Consider the following 19,665-nt stretch of genomic DNA (forward strand, 5'->3'; position numbering starts at 1 on the left):
CCGGTCATCACGCCCAGGGTTCACGGGACGGCTGCCTGGGCCACCGCGGGCGGCGCATGCTGGTGCTGCGGCCCCAGGAACAGGCGGGGATCCAGCGGTTGTCCGGCAAGGCGAACCTCGAAATGCAGGTGCGGGCCGGTCGATCTTCCCGAGCTGCCCACGCGGGCCACCTGCTGGCCACGTTCGACCAGTTGCCCCTGCTTGACCATCAGCGACGAAGCATGGGCGTAGCGGGTGATGAGGCCGTCGCCGTGGTCGATTTCGACCATGTTGCCGAAGCCGGCCTGCCACTTGGCCTCAAGGACAACCCCGCCTGAAGCGGCCAGGATGGGCGTGCCCGAGGGCGCGGCGAAATCCAGCCCTTCGTGCATGGCGGAGCGGCCCGTCACGGGGTTGCGGCGCCAGCCATACGAAGAGGAGAGATAGGGATAGTCGGTGATCGGCATGGCGGTGGGCATGCGCGCCTGGTCCGCCGAACGCTTGGTCAGTGCTGCGTCGAGCAGCTTCAGGTTGTCCGTCTGCTGCGACAGCCGGGCCTGGATTTCGTCGAGTTGGCGACCCAGGGCTTCGGCCGAGGCTGCGCTAGGCGGCGGATGATCGGTGAAGAGGTCGTCCATGACCTGCGTGGCCTCGGGCGCGGCCGGGGCCTCGGGCGCCGCCGTCGCCAACTGCTTGGCCAGTTCGGGGTCGGTATACGCCACGCCGGCCACCTTGGCCACCCGCTGACCCAGGCCGTCTATGCTGACCAGCTTGGCCTGCAGAGATCCCACCTTCGCGGCCAGCAGGTTCATGTTCTCGCGCAGGAAATCGGCGTCACGCCCCGGCTGCTCGGACAGCGGCCAGCCCATGGTGTGGACGGCAGGCAGGATGGGAGTGATGTATCGTTGAAGCGCGGCGCCAAAGATGGCCGCGGTGATCAGGGCGCCCCCCAGCAGCACCGCCAGGCGCTTGCCGCCCAGGGTGAGATGCCCGTCCTGCCCGTCGCGGGCGTGCATAATCACGATTTTCAAGGTGTGCTTCCTAATTCTCTTAAAGCCGGCATGAGTAGACCCGCTTCATACCGTCAACGTTCCAGTGGTTCCAGCCGGCGTGAAAATACCGCCCTGGGATGGCTGGGTCATGACATGCGCGGCGCCGGCGTGTTGGCGACCGCTCGCAAGCACCTGCAAATTCAGTACGCGGTGGCGGCGGTGCTGCCCGCCCCGCTGGGCGCCGTGTGCCAGGTGGGCAAGCTGGAAAACCAGTGCCTGCACCTGGTGGTGCCCACTGCCGCCCACGCGGCCAAGATGCGTCAATTGGCTCCGCGCGTGGCGCGGTCGCTGGCGGACCAAGGCTGGAACCTTAACGAAATTGCCATCAAGGTACAAGCGGGTTTACCGAAGCCCGGCAGCCGTCAGCCGCGTCCTGCGCCAGAGGCGCTGCCCTTGGGCGACAAGGCCCTCGGAGCCTTTGAAACGCTGCATGGAAATCTGCGGCCCGGCCCCTTGGCCGATGCGGTCGCCAAGCTCTTGCGGCATCACAAGAGTAGCTGAGCAACTCTGCTTTTGTCCGGCAAGCCGGCGGGTCGGAAACGTAGCGAAACCAACTTTTCGGGCCGATGGCCGGATGGTCTGCTACCGGTTTGCGACTATTGCGCTATCGGATGGCGGCCAGCGCCATCCTTAAGCAGGAACCCGGGGCGTTGAACGTGGACCGTCCCTTGCGCGGGCTCAAATTGAAAGCCTGCCCTCAGGCCAGCTTCCATTCGTGGCGAAACGCCTGCGGCGCTTCAGCCTGCGATTCATAGGTGATCAATTCCCAGGCGTCGCGTTGCTCGAGCAGCGCGCGAGCCAGCTGATTGTTCAGGCCGTGGCCCGACTTGCACGCCACGTAGCGCGCCACCAGCGGCTTGCCCAAAAGATAGAGGTCGCCGATGGCGTCCAGGATCTTGTGCTTCACGAATTCATCGTCATAGCGCAGACCGTCGCTGTTGAGCACACGGAATTCGTCCATGACGATGGCGTTGTCCAGGCTGCCGCCGCGGGCCAGGCCCATCGAACGCAGCGCCTCGACTTCATTCACAAAACCGAAGGTGCGCGCCCGCGCGATCTCGCGCACGTACGAATGCGTGGCGAAATCGATTTCAGCAAAATTGGCCGTCGAGTCGATGGCGGGATGACGGAAGTCGATCGAGAATGCCAGCGAGTACCCTTCGTGGGGTTCCAGCCGGGCCCATTTCTCGTTGCGGCCTTCGCCTTCGCGCACTTCCACCGGCTTCAAGACGCGGATGAACTGCTTGGGCGCGTTCTGTTCGACGATACCCGCCGAACGCAAAAGGTAAACGAACGTCGCCGCGCTGCCGTCCATGATGGGGACTTCTTCGGCAGTAAGGTCGACGTGCAGATTGTCGATACCCAGGCCGGCCAGCGCCGACATGAGGTGTTCCACCGTGGACACGCGGACATTGCCCTGCTGCAGCACGGACGCCATGCGCGTGTCGCCCACGCCGGTGGCCTGGGCGGGCAGGTCCACAACCTGCGGCAGGTCGACGCGGTGAAAGACAATACCGGTATTCGGCTGTGCCGGGCGCAGGGTGAGCTCCACCCGCCGTCCTGAGTGGACGCCGACGCCTGTCGTGCGGACGAGATTCTGAATGCTGCGCTGTCGGAACATGGGAATTGGGAATTTTGAATCAGGAAGCCGGCAAGATAGCTAACGATTTGCCGGCGTAACCGATCTATTGTAACTCTGTCCGATCCATGTCGCCATCTAAGCGGCCGGACCGACCTATACCTCCGTCCCCGGTTTAACGTGCGGGAGAAACACGGACCGCTCTGCCTCCGGCTCGCCCGAGGGGACAGGCGAGCCGGAGATGAGGGAGTGCAATTAGAGCCGTTGGCCGGCCCTAAGGTTCAATCCGCCTGCTTGCGCAGGAACGCCGGGATGTCGAAGTGATCCATGCCCGAGCTTTCCAGCGCGCGGACCTGGGCGGACGCCTGGCTGCGCGGATTGCGCATGACAGACGGCATGTCCAGGTTGCGGTAGTCGCCGCCCTGACCGGCCGGCATCGTGCCCATGGGCATGTTGTCGGTGCCGGTGCGCAGCACTTCGGCGGTGGTTTGCACCAGTTGCGGACGGGCTTGCGCGCGGCCCAGGCCGGTTGCAACCACCGTGACGCGCAGGTTTTCACCCATGGATTCGTCGTAGGCGGTGCCGAAGATCACGGTCGCGTCGTCCGAAGCGTAGCTGCGGATCGTTTCCATGATTTCGCGCGTTTCGCGCATCTTCAGCGAGCGGCTGGCGGTGATGTTGACCAGCACGCCGCGCGCGCCGTTTAGATCCACGCCTTCCAGCAGCGGGCAAGCAATGGCGTGCTCGGCGGCAACGCGTGCGCGGTCCGCGCCCGATGCCGACGCCGTGCCCATCATGGCCTGGCCCTGCTCGCCCATGATCGTCTTCACGTCTTCGAAGTCGACGTTGACGTTGCCTTCGACGTTGATGATTTCGGCGATACCCGCGCAAGCGTTGTGCAGGATGTCGTCGGCCGAACGGAAGCAGTCTTCCTGCGTCGCGTCCTCGTCCATCAGTTCATAGAGGTTCTCGTTGAGCACCACGATGAGCGAATGCACGTGCTTGGCGAGTTCGGAGATACCGTCCTCGGCCATCTTCAGGCGCTTGTTGCCTTCAAAGGAGAACGGCTTCGTGACCACGCCGACGGTCAGGATGCCCAGCTCCTTCGCCACCTCGGCCACGACCGGGCCAGCACCGGTGCCGGTGCCGCCGCCCATGCCTGCGGTGATGAAGACCATGTGCGCGCCGTTCAGCGCGGCACGGATTTCCTCACGCGCGGTTTCAGCCGACGCGCGTCCCTGCTCGGGCTTGGCGCCCGCGCCCAGGCCGGTGCGGCCCAGGCGAATCTGCACCGGCGCATTGGTAGCCGCCAGCGCTTGCGCATCGGTGTTGGCGCAGATGAAATCCACGCCGTGCACGCCGCTGCGAATCATGTGCGCCACGGCATTGCCGCCCGCACCGCCCACACCAACGACCTTGATTACGGTCCCTTTGGTGTTGTTCTCAAGCATCTCAAAGTTCATCATGATGACTCCCTCACAAGTCCGATTTTGCAAATCACAAAAATTCCCCGACAACCTATATTTTGTGAATCGCCTCAAAGCCGACGCCGGCTACATAGGCCCGCCACGGGTTTGAGACGCCTCCTCTTTCTGGTGATCCCCGCCAGTACCGCCGCGGTTTTCACCAAGGAGCAGGCCCCAACCTGCACCTTTAATTCATGAACCACTCCTTCATGCGCGCCAGCAGGCTCTTGAAGTTGCCCGTCTGCGCGGCCACCTTGCGACCACGCACACGCTGCATGCGCGCTTCCTGCAGCAAGCCCATCACCGTCGAGAAGCGCGGATTGCGCATCACGTCGGCCAGGCTGCCTTCGTACTCGGGCACCGCCACGCGAACCGGCTTGAGGAACACGTCCTCGGCCAGTTCGATCATGCCGGGCAGCTGCGCCGACCCACCGGTCAGCACCACGCCGGACGCCAGCAGGTCTTCGTAGCCGGAATCGCGCACGACCTGCTGCACAAGCGTGAAGAGTTCCTCGACGCGCGGTTCGATGACGGCGCCCAGCGCCTGGCGCTTGACCTGGCGCGGGCCGCGGTCGCCCAGGCCGGGCACTTCCACGGACTCGTCCGGGCTGGCCAGCACCTGCTTGGCGACGCCGTAGCGCAGCTTGATTTCCTCTGCGTCGGGCGTGGGCGTGCGCAGCATCGCTGCGATGTCGTTGGTGATCTGGTCGCCGGCGATGGGCAGCACGGCGGTGTGCCGGATCGCGCCGCCGGTGAAAATCGCCACGTCGGTGGTGCCGCCGCCGATGTCGACCAGCACGACGCCCAGCTCTTTCTCGTCGGCCGTCAGCACGGCCAGGCTGGAGGCCAGCGGCTGCAGGATCAGGTCCTGGACTTCCAGGCCGCAGCGGCGCACGCACTTCACGATGTTCTGGGCGGCGCTGACCGCGCCCGTCACGATATGGACGCGCACTTCCAGGCGCAGGCCGCTCATGCCGATCGGCTCGCGGATGTCTTCCTGGCCGTCGACGATGAACTCCTGGGTCAACACGTGCAGCACCTGCTGATCGGTCGGGATGTTCACCGCCTTGGCGGTCTCGATGACGCGGGCGACGTCGGTGGCGGTGACTTCCTTGTCTTTCACGGCGACCATGCCGCTGGAGTTGAAGCTGCGGATATGGCTGCCGGCGATGCCGGTGTAGACGTCGCGAATCTTGCAATCTGCCATCAGCTCGGCTTCTTCAAGCGCGCGCTGAATGGAATTCACAGTGGTCTCGATGTTGACGACCACGCCCTTGCGCATGCCGCGCGATTCATGCTGGCCGAGGCCGAGCACTTCAAAACGGCCTTCAGGCAGGATTTCAGCCACCACAGCCACCACCTTGCTGGTGCCGATATCGAGGGCGACGATAAGGTCCTTGATGTCACGGGTCATGGCGTTAGCGTTTCTTGGGAGGTTTCGGTGTGGATTTGGATTTGGTTTCCGACGCGGGCAACGGAGCCAGCGCCAGGGCGAAACCATTGGGATAGCGCAAGTCGGCCTGCGTGACCGTGCGCCCTTCCAGGCGCCCCGACACGGCGGGCCACGCCTGCACAAAGCGTTGAATACGAGCCGCGAACGGCAATGCGCCGGGCAAGCCATGCGGGTCCGGCGCATCGGCGCCAGGATCGCGGCCCAGGTCCAGCGACATGCCGTTGGAAAGCACGACGCGCCAGGCGTAGCGCGGGCTCAGATCCAACTGCTCCACATGCATGTCCAGCGGCGCGAACCATCGCGCCAGTTCGGCATAGCGCTGCACCACCAGCGACTCCGTGCCATCGGGCCCGGAGAACTGCGGCAGCACCGTTTCGTCGTCCACCTCGCCCGTGTTGGCCGTGAAAGCCTCGCCCCAGGTGTTGATCATCTGGTTTTCGTTCCACAGCGCCAGCGGCTGCTGCTCTTCGATGCGAACTCGCAGCACATTGGGCCAGATCCGCCGCACGGTGGCATGCCGGACCCACGGAACCGATTCGAAGATCTCCCGCGCGTCGTCCAGGTCCACGGTGAAGAAGTTCCCCGTCACCCGGCCCGCGATCGCCGACCGGACGGCGCCCGTCGACACATAGTGCAGCTCGGTGTCCGGCATCGATTCCAGTTCGATGGCCGACAACGTGAAGAACGGACGCTGCGCCACCCACACCACGCCCGCGATGAGCAAGGCGCAAACCGCCAGCACGGCTAGCGTGTTGGCGATCAGGTTGGTAGTACGAGCGTCGTTCCACACGGAAAATCCAGGTCAAGCGTTGCGAGCGGGGCTGTGCACCTTGCACGAAGCCTCGGAGAGGATCGCCACGCACAAATCGGCATAGCTGATGCCCACGGCTTTCGCCGCCATGGGAACCAGGGAATGGCCGGTCATGCCGGGCGAAGTGTTCATTTCAAGCAGCCAGGGCCGGTTGTCGCGGTCCAGGATGAAGTCGGCGCGACCCCATCCTTCGCAGCCCAGTGTCTGATAGGCCTTTACGGCAATTCGGGCGACTTCTTCAGCAACGTCCGGCGACAAGGCAGCCGGGCAGAAATACTGAGTGTCGTCCGAGAAGTATTTGTGCTCGTAGTCGTAGTTGCCGCCGGGCGCGGCGATCTCGATTACCGGAAGCGCGCGGGCGGCCTTGCCCGAACCGAGCACCGCCACCGTCAGTTCGCGCCCCGTGATGAATTGCTCGGCCAGGACCTCGCTGTCGAAGCGCGCCGCGGCGGCGTAGGCTTCCTTCATGTCGGAGTAACCCACGACCTTGGTGATGCCCACGGTCGAACCTTCGTGCGGCGGCTTGATGATCAGCGGCAGGCTCAGGCGGTCGGGCACCAGGCGCAGCTCGGTGTCCGCGTCCAGGACTTCGAAATCCGGCGTAGGCAGGCCGTGCTGCAGCCAGATGCGCTTGGTCATGGTCTTGTCCATGGCCAGAGCCGAGGCCATCGGGCCGCTGCCGGTGTAGGGAATGCCCAGCAGCTCGAGGGCGCCCTGGATCGTGCCGTCTTCGCCATAGCGGCCATGCAGCGCGATGAAAACGCGGTCAAAGCCTTCGCCCGCCAGTTCGGCCAGGCTGCGCTCGCCCGTGTCGAAAAGGTGCGCGTCCACGCCGGCGCTGATCAGCGCCTGCTGCACGCCCTTTCCCGACATCAGGGACACTTCGCGCTCGGCGGACTGGCCGCCATACAACACGCCTACCTTGCCGAATTGCTTGCTCATGCCAGCTCTCCCACGAGGGCGGGGACCTTGCTGATCGAACCCGCTCCCATCACAACGACGACGTCGCCGTTGCGCACGAAATCCACGACCGCCTGTGGCAGGTCGGCCACGTCTTCCACGAACACCGGCTCCACCTTGCCCGCCACGCGCAGCGCGCGCGACAGGGCGCGCCCGTCGGCCGCAACCAGCGGCGGCTCGCCGGCGGCATAGACCTCGGTCAAGAGCACGGCATCCGCGGTGCCCAGCACACGCACGAAGTCCTCAAAGCAATCCCGCGTCCGCGTGTAGCGGTGCGGCTGGAAGGCCAGCACAATGCGGCGGTCGGGCCACGCGCCACGCGCGGCAGCCAGCGTCGCGGCCATCTCCACGGGGTGATGGCCGTAATCGTCGATAACCGTGAAGGTGCCGCCGCCATGGCTGGCCGGAACCGGAAATTCACCCGTCTGCGTGAACCGGCGGCCAACGCCCTTGAAGGCGCCCAGCGCCTCGCAGATCGCGGCGTCGGAAACGCCCAGTTCGGTCGCCACCGCGATAGCGGCCAGCGCGTTGCGCACGTTGTGCAGGCCGGGCAGGTTCAATTCCACCTGCAGCGGCGGCAGCAGCGTGTCGCCATGCGTGCGCTGCACATTGAAGCGCATGCGCGTGCCCTCTGGCTGCACTTCATAAGCACGCACCTGCGCCTCCGGGTTCAAACCGTAGGTCGTGATGGGACGCGACACGAACGGCATGATCTCACGCACGTTGGCATCATCCGAGCACAGCACCGCGCTGCCATAGAACGGCAGGCGCTGCGTGAATTCGATGAATGCGCTCTTCAGGCGCGCGACGTCGTGCCCGTAGGTGTCCATGTGATCGGCGTCGATGTTGGTCACGATGGCCATCACCGGCAGCAGGTTCAGGAACGACGCATCCGACTCGTCGGCCTCGACCACGATGTAGTCGCCCTGCCCAAGCCGAGCATTGGCGCCGGCAGAATTGAGCCGGCCGCCGATCACGAAGGTGGGATCCAGGTCTCCGGCCGCAAGGATGCTGGCCACCAGGCTGGTCGTGGTGGTCTTGCCGTGCGTGCCGGCAACGGCGATTCCGCGCTTCAGCCGCATCAGTTCGGCCAGCATGATGGCGCGCGGCACCACCGGAATGCGCGCCGAACGCGCGGCGATCACCTCGGGGTTGTCGCCCGCGACAGCGGTGGACGTGACGATGGCGCTGGCGCCCGTGACATTGCTGGCCGCATGGCCGATCGCGATCTTCACGCCCAGCCCGGCCAGACGACGCGTCACGGCCGACTCGTTCAGGTCGGAGCCGCTGATGTCGTAGCCCAGGTTGAGCAGCACTTCGGCAATGCCGCTCATGCCCGAGCCGCCAATGCCTACGAAATGGATGTGTTGAATTCTGTGTTTCATGATGAACGCCCCGCTGCTTGTTCACAGACGTCGGCGATATGGGCGGCCGCATCAGGCTGCGCATGCGCGCGGGCCCTGACGGCAACTGCCTGGAGTTCTTGTCGGGTGCGCTGGCCCAGCCAGTCCGCCAGCCATTCGGGCGTCAGGGCGGTCTGCGGCTGCAGCCAGGCGGCCTCTGCGTCGCTCAGGAAGCGCGCGTTGGCGGTTTGATGATCATCGATGGCATGCGGGAACGGCACGAACAGGGCCGCGACGCCGGCCGCCGCCACTTCGGACACCGTCATGGCGCCCGCGCGGCAGATCAGCAGATCGGCGTCGGCCATGGCGCCCGCCATGTCGTCGATGAAGGCGCGGCAATCGGCCTGCACGCCCGCCTGGGCGTAGGCCTGCTGCAGCGCCGGCAAATGTTGTTCGCCGGCCTGATGGACGACGATGGGCCGGTTGCCCTGGGGCAGCCGCGCGAGCGCCTGCGGCAAGGTGGTGTTCAAGGCCTGCGCCCCCAGGCTTCCGCCCACGACCAGCACGCGCAACGGGCCGACGCGGCCCGCATAGCGCTCGGCCGGATCGGGCAAGGCGCAAAGGTCTGCGCGCACCGGGTTGCCCATGGCTTCGCCCTTGGGCAGCACACCGGGAAAACCGCTCAGCACGCGGCGCGACATTTTCGCCAGGCACTTGTTGGCCGTGCCGGCGACGGCATTCTGCTCATGCACGACCAGCGGCGTGCCACGCAGCGCCGCGATTACGCCGCCGGGGAACGCCACATAACCGCCCATGCCCAGCACCACGTCCGGACGCACGTCCGACAGACGCGACCAGGCTTGCGCGAAAGCGCGCAACAACAGGAAAGGCAGCTTCAGCAACGCCGCCGCGCCCTTGCCGCGCACGCCCTGGAAACGCAGCGGCACGAGTTCGATGCCACGGGGCGGCACCAGCCGTCCTTCCATCTTTTCCGGGTTGCCCAGCCACAGCACGCGCCAGCCGCGGTCGCGCAGCACGTCGGCCACCGCAAGACCCGGCATGATGTGCCCGCCGGTGCCGCCGGCCATGATCAGGATGGTGCGAGCGGCGGTCATACCCGTCCTCCACGCATCATGATTCGGTTCTCGACGTCCACCCGGATCAGCATTGCCAACGCGCACAGATTCATCACTACGCCCGAACCACCGTAGCTCATCAGAGGCAAGGTCAGTCCCTTCGTGGGCAGCAGTCCCAGGCAGACGCCCATATTGATGAACGACTGCACGCCAAACCACATCGCCACGCCGTGCGCGACCAGCCCGGCGAAAGTGCGTTCCATGGCGATGGCCTGGCGGCCGATGTCGAAACCGCGGTAGACGATGATGGCGAACAGCGAGATCACCAGCATGACGCCGGCAAAACCCAGTTCTTCGCCCACCACCGCCATCAGGAAGTCGGTATGCGCTTCGGGCAGGTAATGCAGCTTTTCCACGCTTGCGCCCAAGCCCACACCCAGCCACTCACCACGACCCAGCGCGATCAGCGAGTGCGACAACTGGTAGGCGCTGCCGTAGGCGTTGTCTTCGTTCCAGGGATCCAGGTAGGCGAACAGGCGCGCGCGGCGCCACGGCGACAGCCAGATCAGCATCAGGAAGGTGCCCACCAGCACGGCCAGCAGGCTGCTGAAGTACTTGCCGTTGATGCCGCCCAGGAACAGGATGCCGATGGCGATGGCCACGATCACCATGAACGCGCCCAGGTCGGGTTCGAGCAGCAACAGCATGCCCACCCCGGCCAGGGCGAAGGCCATCGGCAGGAAGCCGCGGGCGAACGCCTGCATGTGTTCCTGCTTGCGCACCGTGTAGTCGGCCGCGTACAGCAAGGCGGCCAGCTTCATCAGTTCGGACGGCTGGAAATTCAGCGGACCCAGCGGGATCCAGCGATGGGCGCCGTTGACCTCGCGGCCGATTCCGGGAATCAGCACCGCGACCAGCAGGGTCATCGCCACCACGAACAACGGCACGGCCAGGCGCTGCCAGACCCGGATGGGAATCGACAGCACAATTGCTGCGCCGACCAGGCCTGCACTGACGAACAGGCCATGGCGGATCACGAAGTAATAGCGGCCATAGGACGCGTAGCGCGGGCCGTCGGCCAGCGCGATCGACGCCGAATACACCATCAGCAAGCCAAGCAGCAGCAACGTCGATGCCGCAATGACCAGCGGCATGTCGAAGTTGCGCATGCGGGTACGGCCGGGCCGTACGGCATTGACGCTCGCGGTGAGATCGGCGATCAGGCTCATTGCATGGCCTCGGCGCCACGCGCGGTGGATTTCACGTCAGGAGTGGCGTTGCGGCTCATGCCACCTCTCCACGGTCGCGGGCCAGATCTTCGACCTCTTCCACGAACACCTGCCCGCGATGCGGGTAATTGCGGAACATGTCCAGGCTGGCGCAGGCCGGCGAAAGCAGTACGGCATCGCCCGGTTGCGCCAGATCCGCCGCGCCGCGCACGGCGGCGCGCAGGGAATCGACCTCGACGCAATTGACGTCGGTGGCAGCCAGCACACGGCCGATCTCGGGACCGTCCACGCCGATCAGCATGACTGCGCGCGCATGGCGCGACACCACGGGAATCAGCGGAGAAAAGTCCTGGCCCTTGCCCTGGCCGCCTGCGATCAGCACGACCGGCTGTCCCAGGCCTTCCAGCGCAGCCACCGTGGCGCCCACGTTGGTGCCCTTGCTGTCGTTGATGTAGTCGACGCCGCCAATGGTGCGCACGAACGCGGCGCGATGCGGTTCGCCTGCGTATTCGCGCAGCGCGCGCAGCATGGCGCCCCACCCCAGATCCAGGCAGCGGGCCAGTTGCAGGGCGGCCAGCGCGTTCAAGGCGTTGTGAATGCCGCGGATGCGCAGCGCGTCCACGGGCATAAGGCGGCTCATGCGGCCCTTGGCGCGCACCGGCTCGGGAGCGTCCTTCTTGCGCCGCACAGGCGGCGCGGGCTCATCGAAATCGTTGGGTTCGCAAGCCGTCAGCCAAGCCACGCCCTGCCCAAGTTCCAGGCCCATGTCGCCGACCAGTTCCGGCACGTCGCGGCCAAAGCTGCGAACGTTAATGGCGTTCAGCGCGGAAACCATGTCCACGGTGAGCGGGTCGTCGCGGTTGACGATGGCGATGCGCGCCATTTTCAGGAGGCGCGCCTTGGCTTGGGCATAGGCCTGCATGCCGCCGTGCCAGTCCAGATGATCCTGGGTCACGTTCAACACGACGGCCGCGTCCGCCATCAGGCTGCGCGTGGTTTCCAGCTGGAAGCTGGACAGTTCCAGCACCCACACCTGCGGCAGCGCGTCGGTGTCCAACGCATCCATCAGCGCGGACAGCGCGGCCGGGCTGATGTTGCCCGCTGCGATGACCGTCAAGCCGCTGGCTTCGATCAGCTGGCGGGTAAGCGCGGTGACGGTGGTCTTTCCGTTCGTGCCAGTCACGGCAAGCAGCCGCGGCCGGTACTCGCGCGTCTGCGCCAGATCCGCAAGAGCCCGCGCAAAGAGCTCGATCTCGCCGACGACCTCGATGCCGCGGGCCTCGGCCTCGCGCAGCACGTCCGCGGCAGGCGCCTGCGTGGGCGCCAGCCCGGGGCTGAGCACGACCTGATCGACGCCGTCCAGAAGGTCGGCGCCAAAAGCGTCACCGCAGCCCAAGCGATATTCCACTTCGCTTTGCGCCAGCGCTTCGCGCAACGCGGCGATCCCGCCCGGCTCAGCGCGTGTGTCGGCCACGCGCAAGCGGGCGCCCTGACGGGCGCACCAGCGTGCGGCGGCGACACCCGTCTCGCCCAATCCGAGGATCAAGACGAGCGGCGCGTCAGCGCGGGAGGTTTCCATCATATTCATCGCAACTTCAGGGTTGAGAGGCCAATCAGCACCAGCATCATGCTGATGATCCAGAAACGCACGACCACCTGGGTTTCCTTCCAGCCGCCCACTTCAAAGTGATGATGCAACGGCGCCATTCGGAAAATGCGTCGACCTGTTCCATAACGTCGCTTCGTGTACTTGAACCAGGTCACCTGGATCATCACCGAGAGGGTCTCGACCACGAACACGCCGCCCATGATGAACAGCACGATTTCCTGGCGCACGATGACCGCGATCGTGCCCAGCGCGCCGCCCAGCGCAAGCGCGCCGACGTCGCCCATGAAGACCTGCGCCGGATACGCGTTGAACCATAAAAATGCCAGTCCCGCGCCGCCGATCGCCGCACAAAGCACCATCAATTCGGATGCGCCCGGGATATACGGGAACAGCAGGTACTTCGAATAGTCCACACGGCCGACGACATAAGCGAAGATGCCGAGCGCGCTGCCGACCATGACGGTGGGCATGATGGCCAGGCCGTCCAGGCCGTCGGTAAGGTTCACGGCGTTGCTGGTGCCGACGATCACCGCCCAGGTCAGCGCGACGAAGCCGAGCACGCCCAGCGGATAGCTGACGGTCTTGAAGAACGGCACGATCAGGTCGGCACGCGTCGGAAGGGACATCGTGAAGCCGCTGCCGACCCAGGCCTTGAACAGCGGCCAGAGTTCCGTATTGGCGGGTGCGGACACGGCGAACGCCAGATACACCGCGGCCACCATACCAATGGTGGCTTGCCAGAAAAATTTCTGTCGGGCCGGCATGCCCTCGGGATCGCGATAGACGACCTTGCGGTAGTCATCGCGCCAGCCGATCCAGCCAAAGCCGAAGGTGACCAGCAGCACGACCCACACGAAGCGGTTGGTCCAATCTGCCCACAGCAAGGTGCTGATCGCGATGGAAATCAGGATCAGCACGCCGCCCATGGTGGGCGTGCCGGTCTTGACCAGATGCGACTCGGGACCATAGGTGCGCACAGCCTGGCCGATCTTCATTTCGGTCAGCTTGCGGATCACGCGCGGTCCCGCCACCAGCCCGATCAGCAGCGCCGTTGCGCAAGCCAGTACGGCGCGCAACGTGATGTATTCGAACACGCCCAGGGCGCGCACATCATCGGAAAGCAGCCGGGCGATCTCAAGCAGCATGCTGCTCTCCCTGCCCCGAGGCTGCCGTGTTTTCGTTCGTGGAAAAAGCCGTCACTACCCGCTCCATGCGCATAAAGCGCGATCCTTTTACCAATACGCAGGACGGGCGCAAGCCGCGCAAGGCGGCAACGACTTCGTCTACCGATGCGCAGGCGTGCGCGCCAGGCCCGAATGCGGCGGCTGCCGCCCGGCTGGCTTCGCCTAGCGTGATGAATGCGTCGAGCCCCTGCTCGCGCGCGTAAGTGCCCACCTCGGCATGCATGGCGGGGCCGTTGTCCCCGACTTCGCCCATGTCGCCCAGCACCAGGGCGCGCTTGCCGGCAATTCGCGCCAGCACGTCGATGGCCGCGCGAACCGAATCGGGGTTGGCATTGTAGGTGTCGTCGATGAGCAGCGTTCCGTCACTCATTCGCTTCTGCTGCATGCGCCCCGCTACCGGGCTGAAGCCCGCCAGCGCTCGCACCGCGACGTCGAGCGGCGCCCCCGCGGCGATCGCACTGGCGATCGCCGCCAGCGCATTGCGCAGGTTATGCAAGCCCGACACGGGCAGGGTCAGGTCAGCGGTGCCGACCGGCGTCACCACGCGGCAGCGCGTCGCATCCACATCCGCGATGATTTGTTCTGCGTAGACGTCCAGGCCGGGTTGCAGGCCAAAGCGCAACACGCGGCGCGGCGCGGCCAGCGCATCCCAGATCGCCGAATAGGGTTCGTCGCCCGGATAGACGGCCACGCCGTCCGGCGGCAAGGCCGTAATGGCGGCGCCGTTTTCGTACGCAACCGCCTCGACGGTGTGCATGAATTCCTGGTGCTCGCGCTGGGCGTTGGTGACCAGCGTCACGGTCGGCGCCGCGATGGCCGCCAGCTGCGCGATCTCGCCGGGGTGATTCATGCCCAGCTCGAACACGGCCGCCCGATGCTCCGCGCGCAACCGCAACAGCGTCAGCGGCACGCCGATATCGTTATTCAGATTGCCGGCCGTGGCCAGGCGGCCCGCTACGCCGCGCCATTCGGCGAGCATGGCGGAAACCATTTCCTTGGTGGTCGTCTTGCCGTTGCTGCCGGTCACCGCCACGACGGGCAGCGTGAACCGCGCGCGCCAGGCTGCACCAATGCGGGTCAACGCCACGCGGGTGTCGCCCAGGATCAGTTGCGGCAGTTCGGCATCCGCCACGCGATGCGCCACGACGGCAGCGCACGCGCCACGCGATTCGGCTTGGTCCAGGTAATCGTGCGCGTCGAAGTTTTCGCCGACCAGCGCGACAAACAGTTCACCTTCGCCAATGCGACGCGTATCGGTCGACACGCCATTCACCTGCGGCAGCAGCAGCGCCAGACGCGCCCATTCGCGATCGTCGAAGGGCAGCTTTTCGCCCCCGATGTCCTGATACGTCTCGTGCCCCTTGCCCGCAAGCAGCACCACGTCTTCCGGCAAAGCTGCCCAGACGGTCTGCATGATCGCGCGAGCGCGGTCGACCTGGACCTCGGCCTGCACCCCTTCGGGAATGCCGACAAGAATCTGTTCAACGATGGCCTCGGGTGATTCGGTGCGCGGATTGTCGCTGGACACCACCACGTGGTCGGCCAGTTCGGCGGCGATGGCGCCCATCACCGGGCGCTTGCCGGGATCGCGCTCGCCGCCGCAGCCAAAAACGCAGATCAGTCGGCCGGATCGCGCCACGGCGACGGCACGCAGAGCCGCCAGCGCGCGGGACAGCGCGTCGGGGGTGTGCGCGTAATCGACAACGACGAGCGGCCCGCGGCCGGTGCTGGCCGGCGCGTCCACAGCCAGCGGCACCACGGTTTGCAGCCGACCATCGACGGGATCGGTCGCGGCCAGTTCGCGAGCGATCTGCGCAAAGGGCAAGCCGAGCTTGTACAGCACGCCCGCCACGAGAAGCAGGTTGGACACGTTGTGCGCGCCCAGGAGGCGCGTCACGATCTGCGCTTCGCCATGCGGCGAGACCAACGTGAAGATCTGGCCTTGGGAAGTCGCCTGCAAATCGCGCGCGCGCATCGCGGCGGGAATTTCGGGGTCTTCGACCAGGCTGTAGCCCATCGACGATACGCTGTCGGGCAGGCTGGCGATAAGGCGTCGTCCAGCCTCATCGTCGGCGTTGATCACGGCGGAGGTCAGGCCCGGCCAGCGGAACAGGCGCGCCTTGGCTTCTTCATAGCGCTCCATCGTGCCGTGATAGTCGAGATGGTCGCGCGTAAGGTTGGTAAAGGCCGCCAGCGCAACCCGCACACCGTCCATGCGGCCTTGCTCGATGCCGATGGAGGATGCCTCCATGGCTACCGCCTTCGCGCCGGCATCGCGCATCGCGGCCAGCGTGCGATGCACGGTCAGAACGTCGGGCGTGGTCAGGTCGCCGCCCAGGGGGCGTCCGTCGGGCAGCACCGCGCCCAACGTGCCGATGGTGCCGCAGGCCTTGTCGTTGCGGCTCAGCGCATGCGCAATCCATTGAACCGACGAGGTCTTGCCATTGGTGCCGGTGACAGCCACCACCGCCAGCGCGGCGGACGGACGGCCGTACCAGGTGTCGCCAAGTTCACCCAGCAGCGAACGCAGGCCGGTCACGGCCAGCAGAGGCGTGTCCGCGGCAGCCGCACGCATCGCATCGGTGGCGGGCGCTTCGAACAGCACGGCGCTGGCGCCCAGCGCCAACGCCTTATCTATATAGAGACGGCCGTCGCTCGACAGGCCCGGGCACGCGACGAACACGTCACCCGGCTCGATGTCGCGCGAGTCCAGCTTGAGATGCGCGGTCAACGAGACGCGCGCATGCAACCACGCCACGATTTCAGCAACCGTGGCGACAGGGGAAGAGAGGAAGCCGTTGGCGCTCATCTGCCTGGCTCCTTGATACCAGCAACAATCGTGGATTCAAATGGGGCGTCGGGTCGCACCCCCATCAGCCGCAGGCTCCCCCCCACAATATGGGAGAACACGGGCGCGGCAATCGCGCCGCCGTAATAACCGCCAATCGTCGGTTCGTCGATAGACACCGCCACCACGATCTTGGGATCCGAAACCGGCGCAAAGCCCACGTACGAACTGCGGTAACGCTGCGTGCTGTACTTGCCGTCCACGATCTTGCGCGCGGTGCCGCTCTTGCCGGCAACGCGGTAGCCCTGCACCTGCGCGGCCTTCGTGCCGTCCGGGCCGGTGGCGGCTTCCAGCATGGCGCGCACCATTCCGGTCGTCTTGGGCGTATAGATCTTGACGCTGGTCGGGTCGCTGTCGCGCTTGACCAGCGTCAGCGACACCATGTCGCCGTTGCGGGCGAAAACGGTATAGGCGCGCGCCACCTGCAGCAGCGACACGGAAAGGCCGTAGCCATAGGCCATCGTGGCCTTTTCGATCAGGCGCCAGCGGTCCCACGGACGCAGCCGGCCCGGCGCGGCGCCGGGGAATCCCACTTGCGGGGCCTGCCCCAGCCCCAATTCCGTGAAACGATCCCACATTTCGCGGGATTCAAGCTTCTCGGAGATCATCGTCATGCCGATGTTGCTGGACTTGCGCAGCACGCCAGCAACATCCAGCGTGCCGTTGCGGCTCACGTCGCTGATGGTGCTGCCCTGATAGGTAAAGCGGCCATTGCCCGTTTCGAACAGCGTCGACGTGGTGATACGCCCCAGGTCCAACGCCAGCGCGGCCGTGAACGGCTTCATGATGGAGCCGGGCTCGAACGTATCAGTGATGGCCTGGTTGCGCAGCTTCGAGCCATGGAAGGTCTCGCGCCGATTGGGATCGAAGGTCGGCACATTGGCCAACGCCAGGATTTCGCCGGTATGCACGTCCACGACCACGGCGGTGGCGCCCTTGGCCTGGTGCTTGTCCATGGCGTCCTTCAGTTCCTTGAACACCAGGTACTGAAGGCGGGTGTCGATGGACAGGCGCAGGTCGCGGCCATCAACCGGCAGCGTGACGGCCTGCACGTCTTCGATCACGCGGCCCAGACGGTCCTTGATGACGCGCCGGCTTCCCGGGCGGCCGGAAAGCTGCTGATTGAAGGTCAGTTCGACGCCTTCCTGGCCCTGATCCTCGACGCTGTTGAAACCCACCACGTGAGCCATCACATCGCCGTCCGGATAGTAGCGACGCGTCTCGGGCTGCTGGTGCACCCCCGGCAGGTTCAGCTGCTTGATCTTGTCAGCCACGTCCATCGAGACCTGGCGCTTCAGATAAACGAAGTTCTTGTCCTCGTCCACCAGGCGGCGGCGCAGGTCGGCCGCCGGCGTGTCCAGCAACTTCGCCAATGAATCGATCTGCGCCGGCGATGCCTGCTTCACGTCTTCGGGAATGGCCCAGATCGCGCGGGCCGGCACGCTCGACGCGAGCACCGCGCCGTTGCGGTCCATGATCTTCCCGCGTGTAGCGGCCAGCGTCAGCGTGCGCTCGTAGCGGCGTTCGCCCTGCTGTTGCAGGAATTCCGTCGACAAGCCTTGCAGGAACAGCGCACGCCCGGCCAGCACGGTGAATCCGCCGAACAGCAGGATCAGCACCAAGCGCGCACGCCACGTGGGCAACTGCCCCCGCAGCACGGGATTGTCGAAGAATGGAACGCGCTTCATTGCGCCCCCCCGGCGGCGGGCACGGACGCCTGATTGATATACAGCGTACGGTCGGGCACGATGGGAATCATCTTCAAGCCATCGCGCGCGATGGCGTCCACCCGAGCATTACGGGCGAACTCGGCACGCTCGAGCTGCAGGCGCCGCCAATTGGTTTCCAGGTCGCGCGCGTGCGCCTGATCGCGGCCCAGCTCCACGAAGAGCTGGCGCGACTGATACCGGCTGGTGACCAAAGAGATGGCCGACAGCATCAGCAAAGCCGCAACGATCAGGTTGACGCGACCCATTAGCGGCGCCCTCCCTTGCCGCCGCGCCGAGGCGGCGGGGCCAGGTCGCTGCCCGGCAGCGAACCGATCTTCACGAAGGCGAAGCCGCCCTCCGCAGACAACGGCGTTTCGGTGCGCTCGGCGACACGCAGGATGGCAGAGCGGGCACGGGCGTTGGCCGAGACTTCTTCGTCTTCGGCCACGACCTTGCCAAGTGAACGCAGAACCGGCTGAGGCATTTCGCTTTCGCGCAGAGGCAGGCGTGCATGCGCGGCAGCCGGCCGAGCCGCCGCCGCGATGCATTGCTTGACCATGCGGTCTTCAAGCGAATGAAAGCTGATCACCGCCAACCTCCCCCCCGGGGCAAGCAGGTCTAGAGCTGCCGCGAGGGTGCGCGCGAGCTCTTCGAGTTCCCGATTGATGTAAATCCGTAAAGCTTGAAAGGTGCGTGTGGCCGGATGTTGCCCCTTTTCGCGCGTGCGGACGGCGCTGGCGACGCACTCGGCAAGCTCGAGCGTGGTGCGCAGCGGCCTTGTTGCGCGGCGAGCAGCAATCGCCTTTGCAACCTGAAAAGCAAACCGTTCTTCGCCATAATCCGCTATGACCTCCCGCATCTCATCCACACTGGCTTGCGCCAGCCAATCCGCCACCGTGGGACCACGAGTGGTGTCCATCCGCATATCGAGCGGGCCATCTCGCATGAACGAGAAGCCGCGCTCGGCATCGTCGATCTGAGGCGACGAAACGCCCAGATCCAGCATCACGCCATCGACCTTGCCGATGCCGAGTTGCTCCAATTCTTCCGCCATGGTGGCAAAGCCCCCATGAACGACCGTGACCCGAGGGTCCTGCGCCGCCAGCGCGTTGGCGACGGCGATTGCCTGGGGGTCCTTATCGAACACGACCAGCCGTGCCTGCTTGCCCAATCGGCCAAGCAATTCGCGGCTGTGGCCGCCGCGCCCGAAAGTGCCGTCCACAAAAACGCCGCTTTCGATCCGCGTGGGCATGTCCAACTCGCCCTGCGGCTGCGACCGTGCCGCGCCCTTGCCGCCGAAGCCGGGCAGCAATAGCGCGTCCACCGTCGGCGCCAGCAGAACGGGCCGATGTTCGAATTCCATAACT

16 protein-coding genes are annotated in these 19,665 nt (G+C 65.7%); 1 reads left to right on the forward strand and 15 read right to left on the reverse strand.

Annotated features, from left to right (window positions below; all coding sequences use genetic code 11):
* Positions 1-20: 20 nt before the first annotated feature.
* Positions 21-995 carry a M23 family metallopeptidase gene (locus RT614_RS25205; RefSeq protein ID WP_313624966.1) on the reverse strand — a complete coding sequence of 325 codons (975 nt, stop codon included), beginning with the start codon at positions 993-995 and terminating at the stop codon, positions 21-23.
* A 129-nt stretch (positions 996-1,124) separates the two neighbouring features.
* Here RT614_RS25205 and RT614_RS25210 point away from each other — a divergent pair, with 129 nt between their 5' ends.
* Positions 1,125-1,532, forward strand: a complete 408-nt coding sequence (locus RT614_RS25210; protein ID WP_313624968.1) for a DciA family protein — start codon at positions 1,125-1,127, stop codon at positions 1,530-1,532.
* A gap of 196 nt (positions 1,533-1,728) precedes the next feature.
* On the opposite strand, the gene lpxC is transcribed toward RT614_RS25210, so the two are convergent.
* From lpxC to rsmH, 14 genes are all read right to left on the reverse strand, one after another.
* Positions 1,729-2,652 (reverse strand): UDP-3-O-acyl-N-acetylglucosamine deacetylase, encoded by a 924-nt coding sequence (gene lpxC, locus RT614_RS25215; protein ID WP_313624932.1) that lies wholly within the window; start codon positions 2,650-2,652, stop codon positions 1,729-1,731.
* A 239-nt stretch (positions 2,653-2,891) separates the two neighbouring features.
* The gene (ftsZ, locus tag RT614_RS25220) at positions 2,892-4,076 is read right to left on the reverse strand and encodes a cell division protein FtsZ (protein ID WP_313624934.1); all 1,185 of its coding nucleotides are present in this window, start codon (positions 4,074-4,076) and stop codon (positions 2,892-2,894) included.
* A gap of 187 nt (positions 4,077-4,263) precedes the next feature.
* Positions 4,264-5,490, reverse strand: coding sequence for a cell division protein FtsA (ftsA, locus tag RT614_RS25225; protein ID WP_006217473.1), 1,227 nt, complete (start codon positions 5,488-5,490; stop codon positions 4,264-4,266).
* A gap of 4 nt (positions 5,491-5,494) precedes the next feature.
* The gene (locus RT614_RS25230) at positions 5,495-6,319 is read right to left on the reverse strand and encodes a cell division protein FtsQ/DivIB (RefSeq protein ID WP_313624936.1); all 825 of its coding nucleotides are present in this window, start codon (positions 6,317-6,319) and stop codon (positions 5,495-5,497) included.
* A gap of 12 nt (positions 6,320-6,331) precedes the next feature.
* Entirely contained in the window at positions 6,332-7,282 is a 951-nt protein-coding gene (locus RT614_RS25235) for a D-alanine--D-alanine ligase (protein ID WP_313624938.1), read from the reverse strand.
* Positions 7,279-8,685: a UDP-N-acetylmuramate--L-alanine ligase gene (gene murC, locus RT614_RS25240; protein WP_313624940.1), complete on the reverse strand. Its 1,407-nt coding sequence runs from the start codon at positions 8,683-8,685 to the stop codon at positions 7,279-7,281. Before murC ends, RT614_RS25235 begins: the two co-directional genes overlap by 4 nt.
* Positions 8,682-9,758 carry an undecaprenyldiphospho-muramoylpentapeptide beta-N-acetylglucosaminyltransferase gene (gene murG / locus RT614_RS25245; RefSeq protein WP_313624942.1) on the reverse strand — a complete coding sequence of 359 codons (1,077 nt, stop codon included), beginning with the start codon at positions 9,756-9,758 and terminating at the stop codon, positions 8,682-8,684. Before murG ends, murC begins: the two co-directional genes overlap by 4 nt.
* Complete coding sequence (gene ftsW / locus RT614_RS25250; RefSeq protein ID WP_313624944.1) at positions 9,755-10,948, reverse strand: putative lipid II flippase FtsW; 1,194 nt, start codon at positions 10,946-10,948, stop codon at positions 9,755-9,757. The genes murG and ftsW overlap by 4 nt, the downstream gene beginning before the upstream one ends.
* A gap of 55 nt (positions 10,949-11,003) precedes the next feature.
* Positions 11,004-12,536 (reverse strand): UDP-N-acetylmuramoyl-L-alanine--D-glutamate ligase, encoded by a 1,533-nt coding sequence (murD, locus tag RT614_RS25255; protein ID WP_313624945.1) that lies wholly within the window; start codon positions 12,534-12,536, stop codon positions 11,004-11,006.
* Positions 12,533-13,702 carry a phospho-N-acetylmuramoyl-pentapeptide-transferase gene (mraY, locus tag RT614_RS25260; protein WP_313624947.1) on the reverse strand — a complete coding sequence of 390 codons (1,170 nt, stop codon included), beginning with the start codon at positions 13,700-13,702 and terminating at the stop codon, positions 12,533-12,535. The genes murD and mraY overlap by 4 nt, the downstream gene beginning before the upstream one ends.
* Positions 13,692-16,550, reverse strand: a complete 2,859-nt coding sequence (murF, locus tag RT614_RS25265) for a bifunctional UDP-N-acetylmuramoyl-L-alanyl-D-glutamate--2,6-diaminopimelate ligase MurE/UDP-N-acetylmuramoyl-tripeptide--D-alanyl-D-alanine ligase MurF (protein WP_313624948.1) — start codon at positions 16,548-16,550, stop codon at positions 13,692-13,694. Before murF ends, mraY begins: the two co-directional genes overlap by 11 nt.
* Positions 16,547-18,277, reverse strand: coding sequence for a penicillin-binding protein 2 (locus tag RT614_RS25270; protein ID WP_313624950.1), 1,731 nt, complete (start codon positions 18,275-18,277; stop codon positions 16,547-16,549). Before RT614_RS25270 ends, murF begins: the two co-directional genes overlap by 4 nt.
* Entirely contained in the window at positions 18,274-18,564 is a 291-nt protein-coding gene (gene ftsL / locus RT614_RS25275; RefSeq protein WP_313624952.1) for a cell division protein FtsL, read from the reverse strand. Before ftsL ends, RT614_RS25270 begins: the two co-directional genes overlap by 4 nt.
* On the reverse strand, positions 18,564-19,661 hold the full coding sequence (rsmH, locus tag RT614_RS25280; protein ID WP_313624954.1) for a 16S rRNA (cytosine(1402)-N(4))-methyltransferase RsmH: 1,098 nt from the start codon (positions 19,659-19,661) through the stop codon (positions 18,564-18,566). The genes ftsL and rsmH overlap by 1 nt, the downstream gene beginning before the upstream one ends.
* Between the last annotated feature and the right edge of the window lie 4 nt (positions 19,662-19,665).

The sequence above is a fragment of the Achromobacter sp. genome (genome assembly GCF_032102605.1).
Classification (GTDB): Bacteria; Pseudomonadota; Gammaproteobacteria; order Burkholderiales; family Burkholderiaceae_B; genus Achromobacter.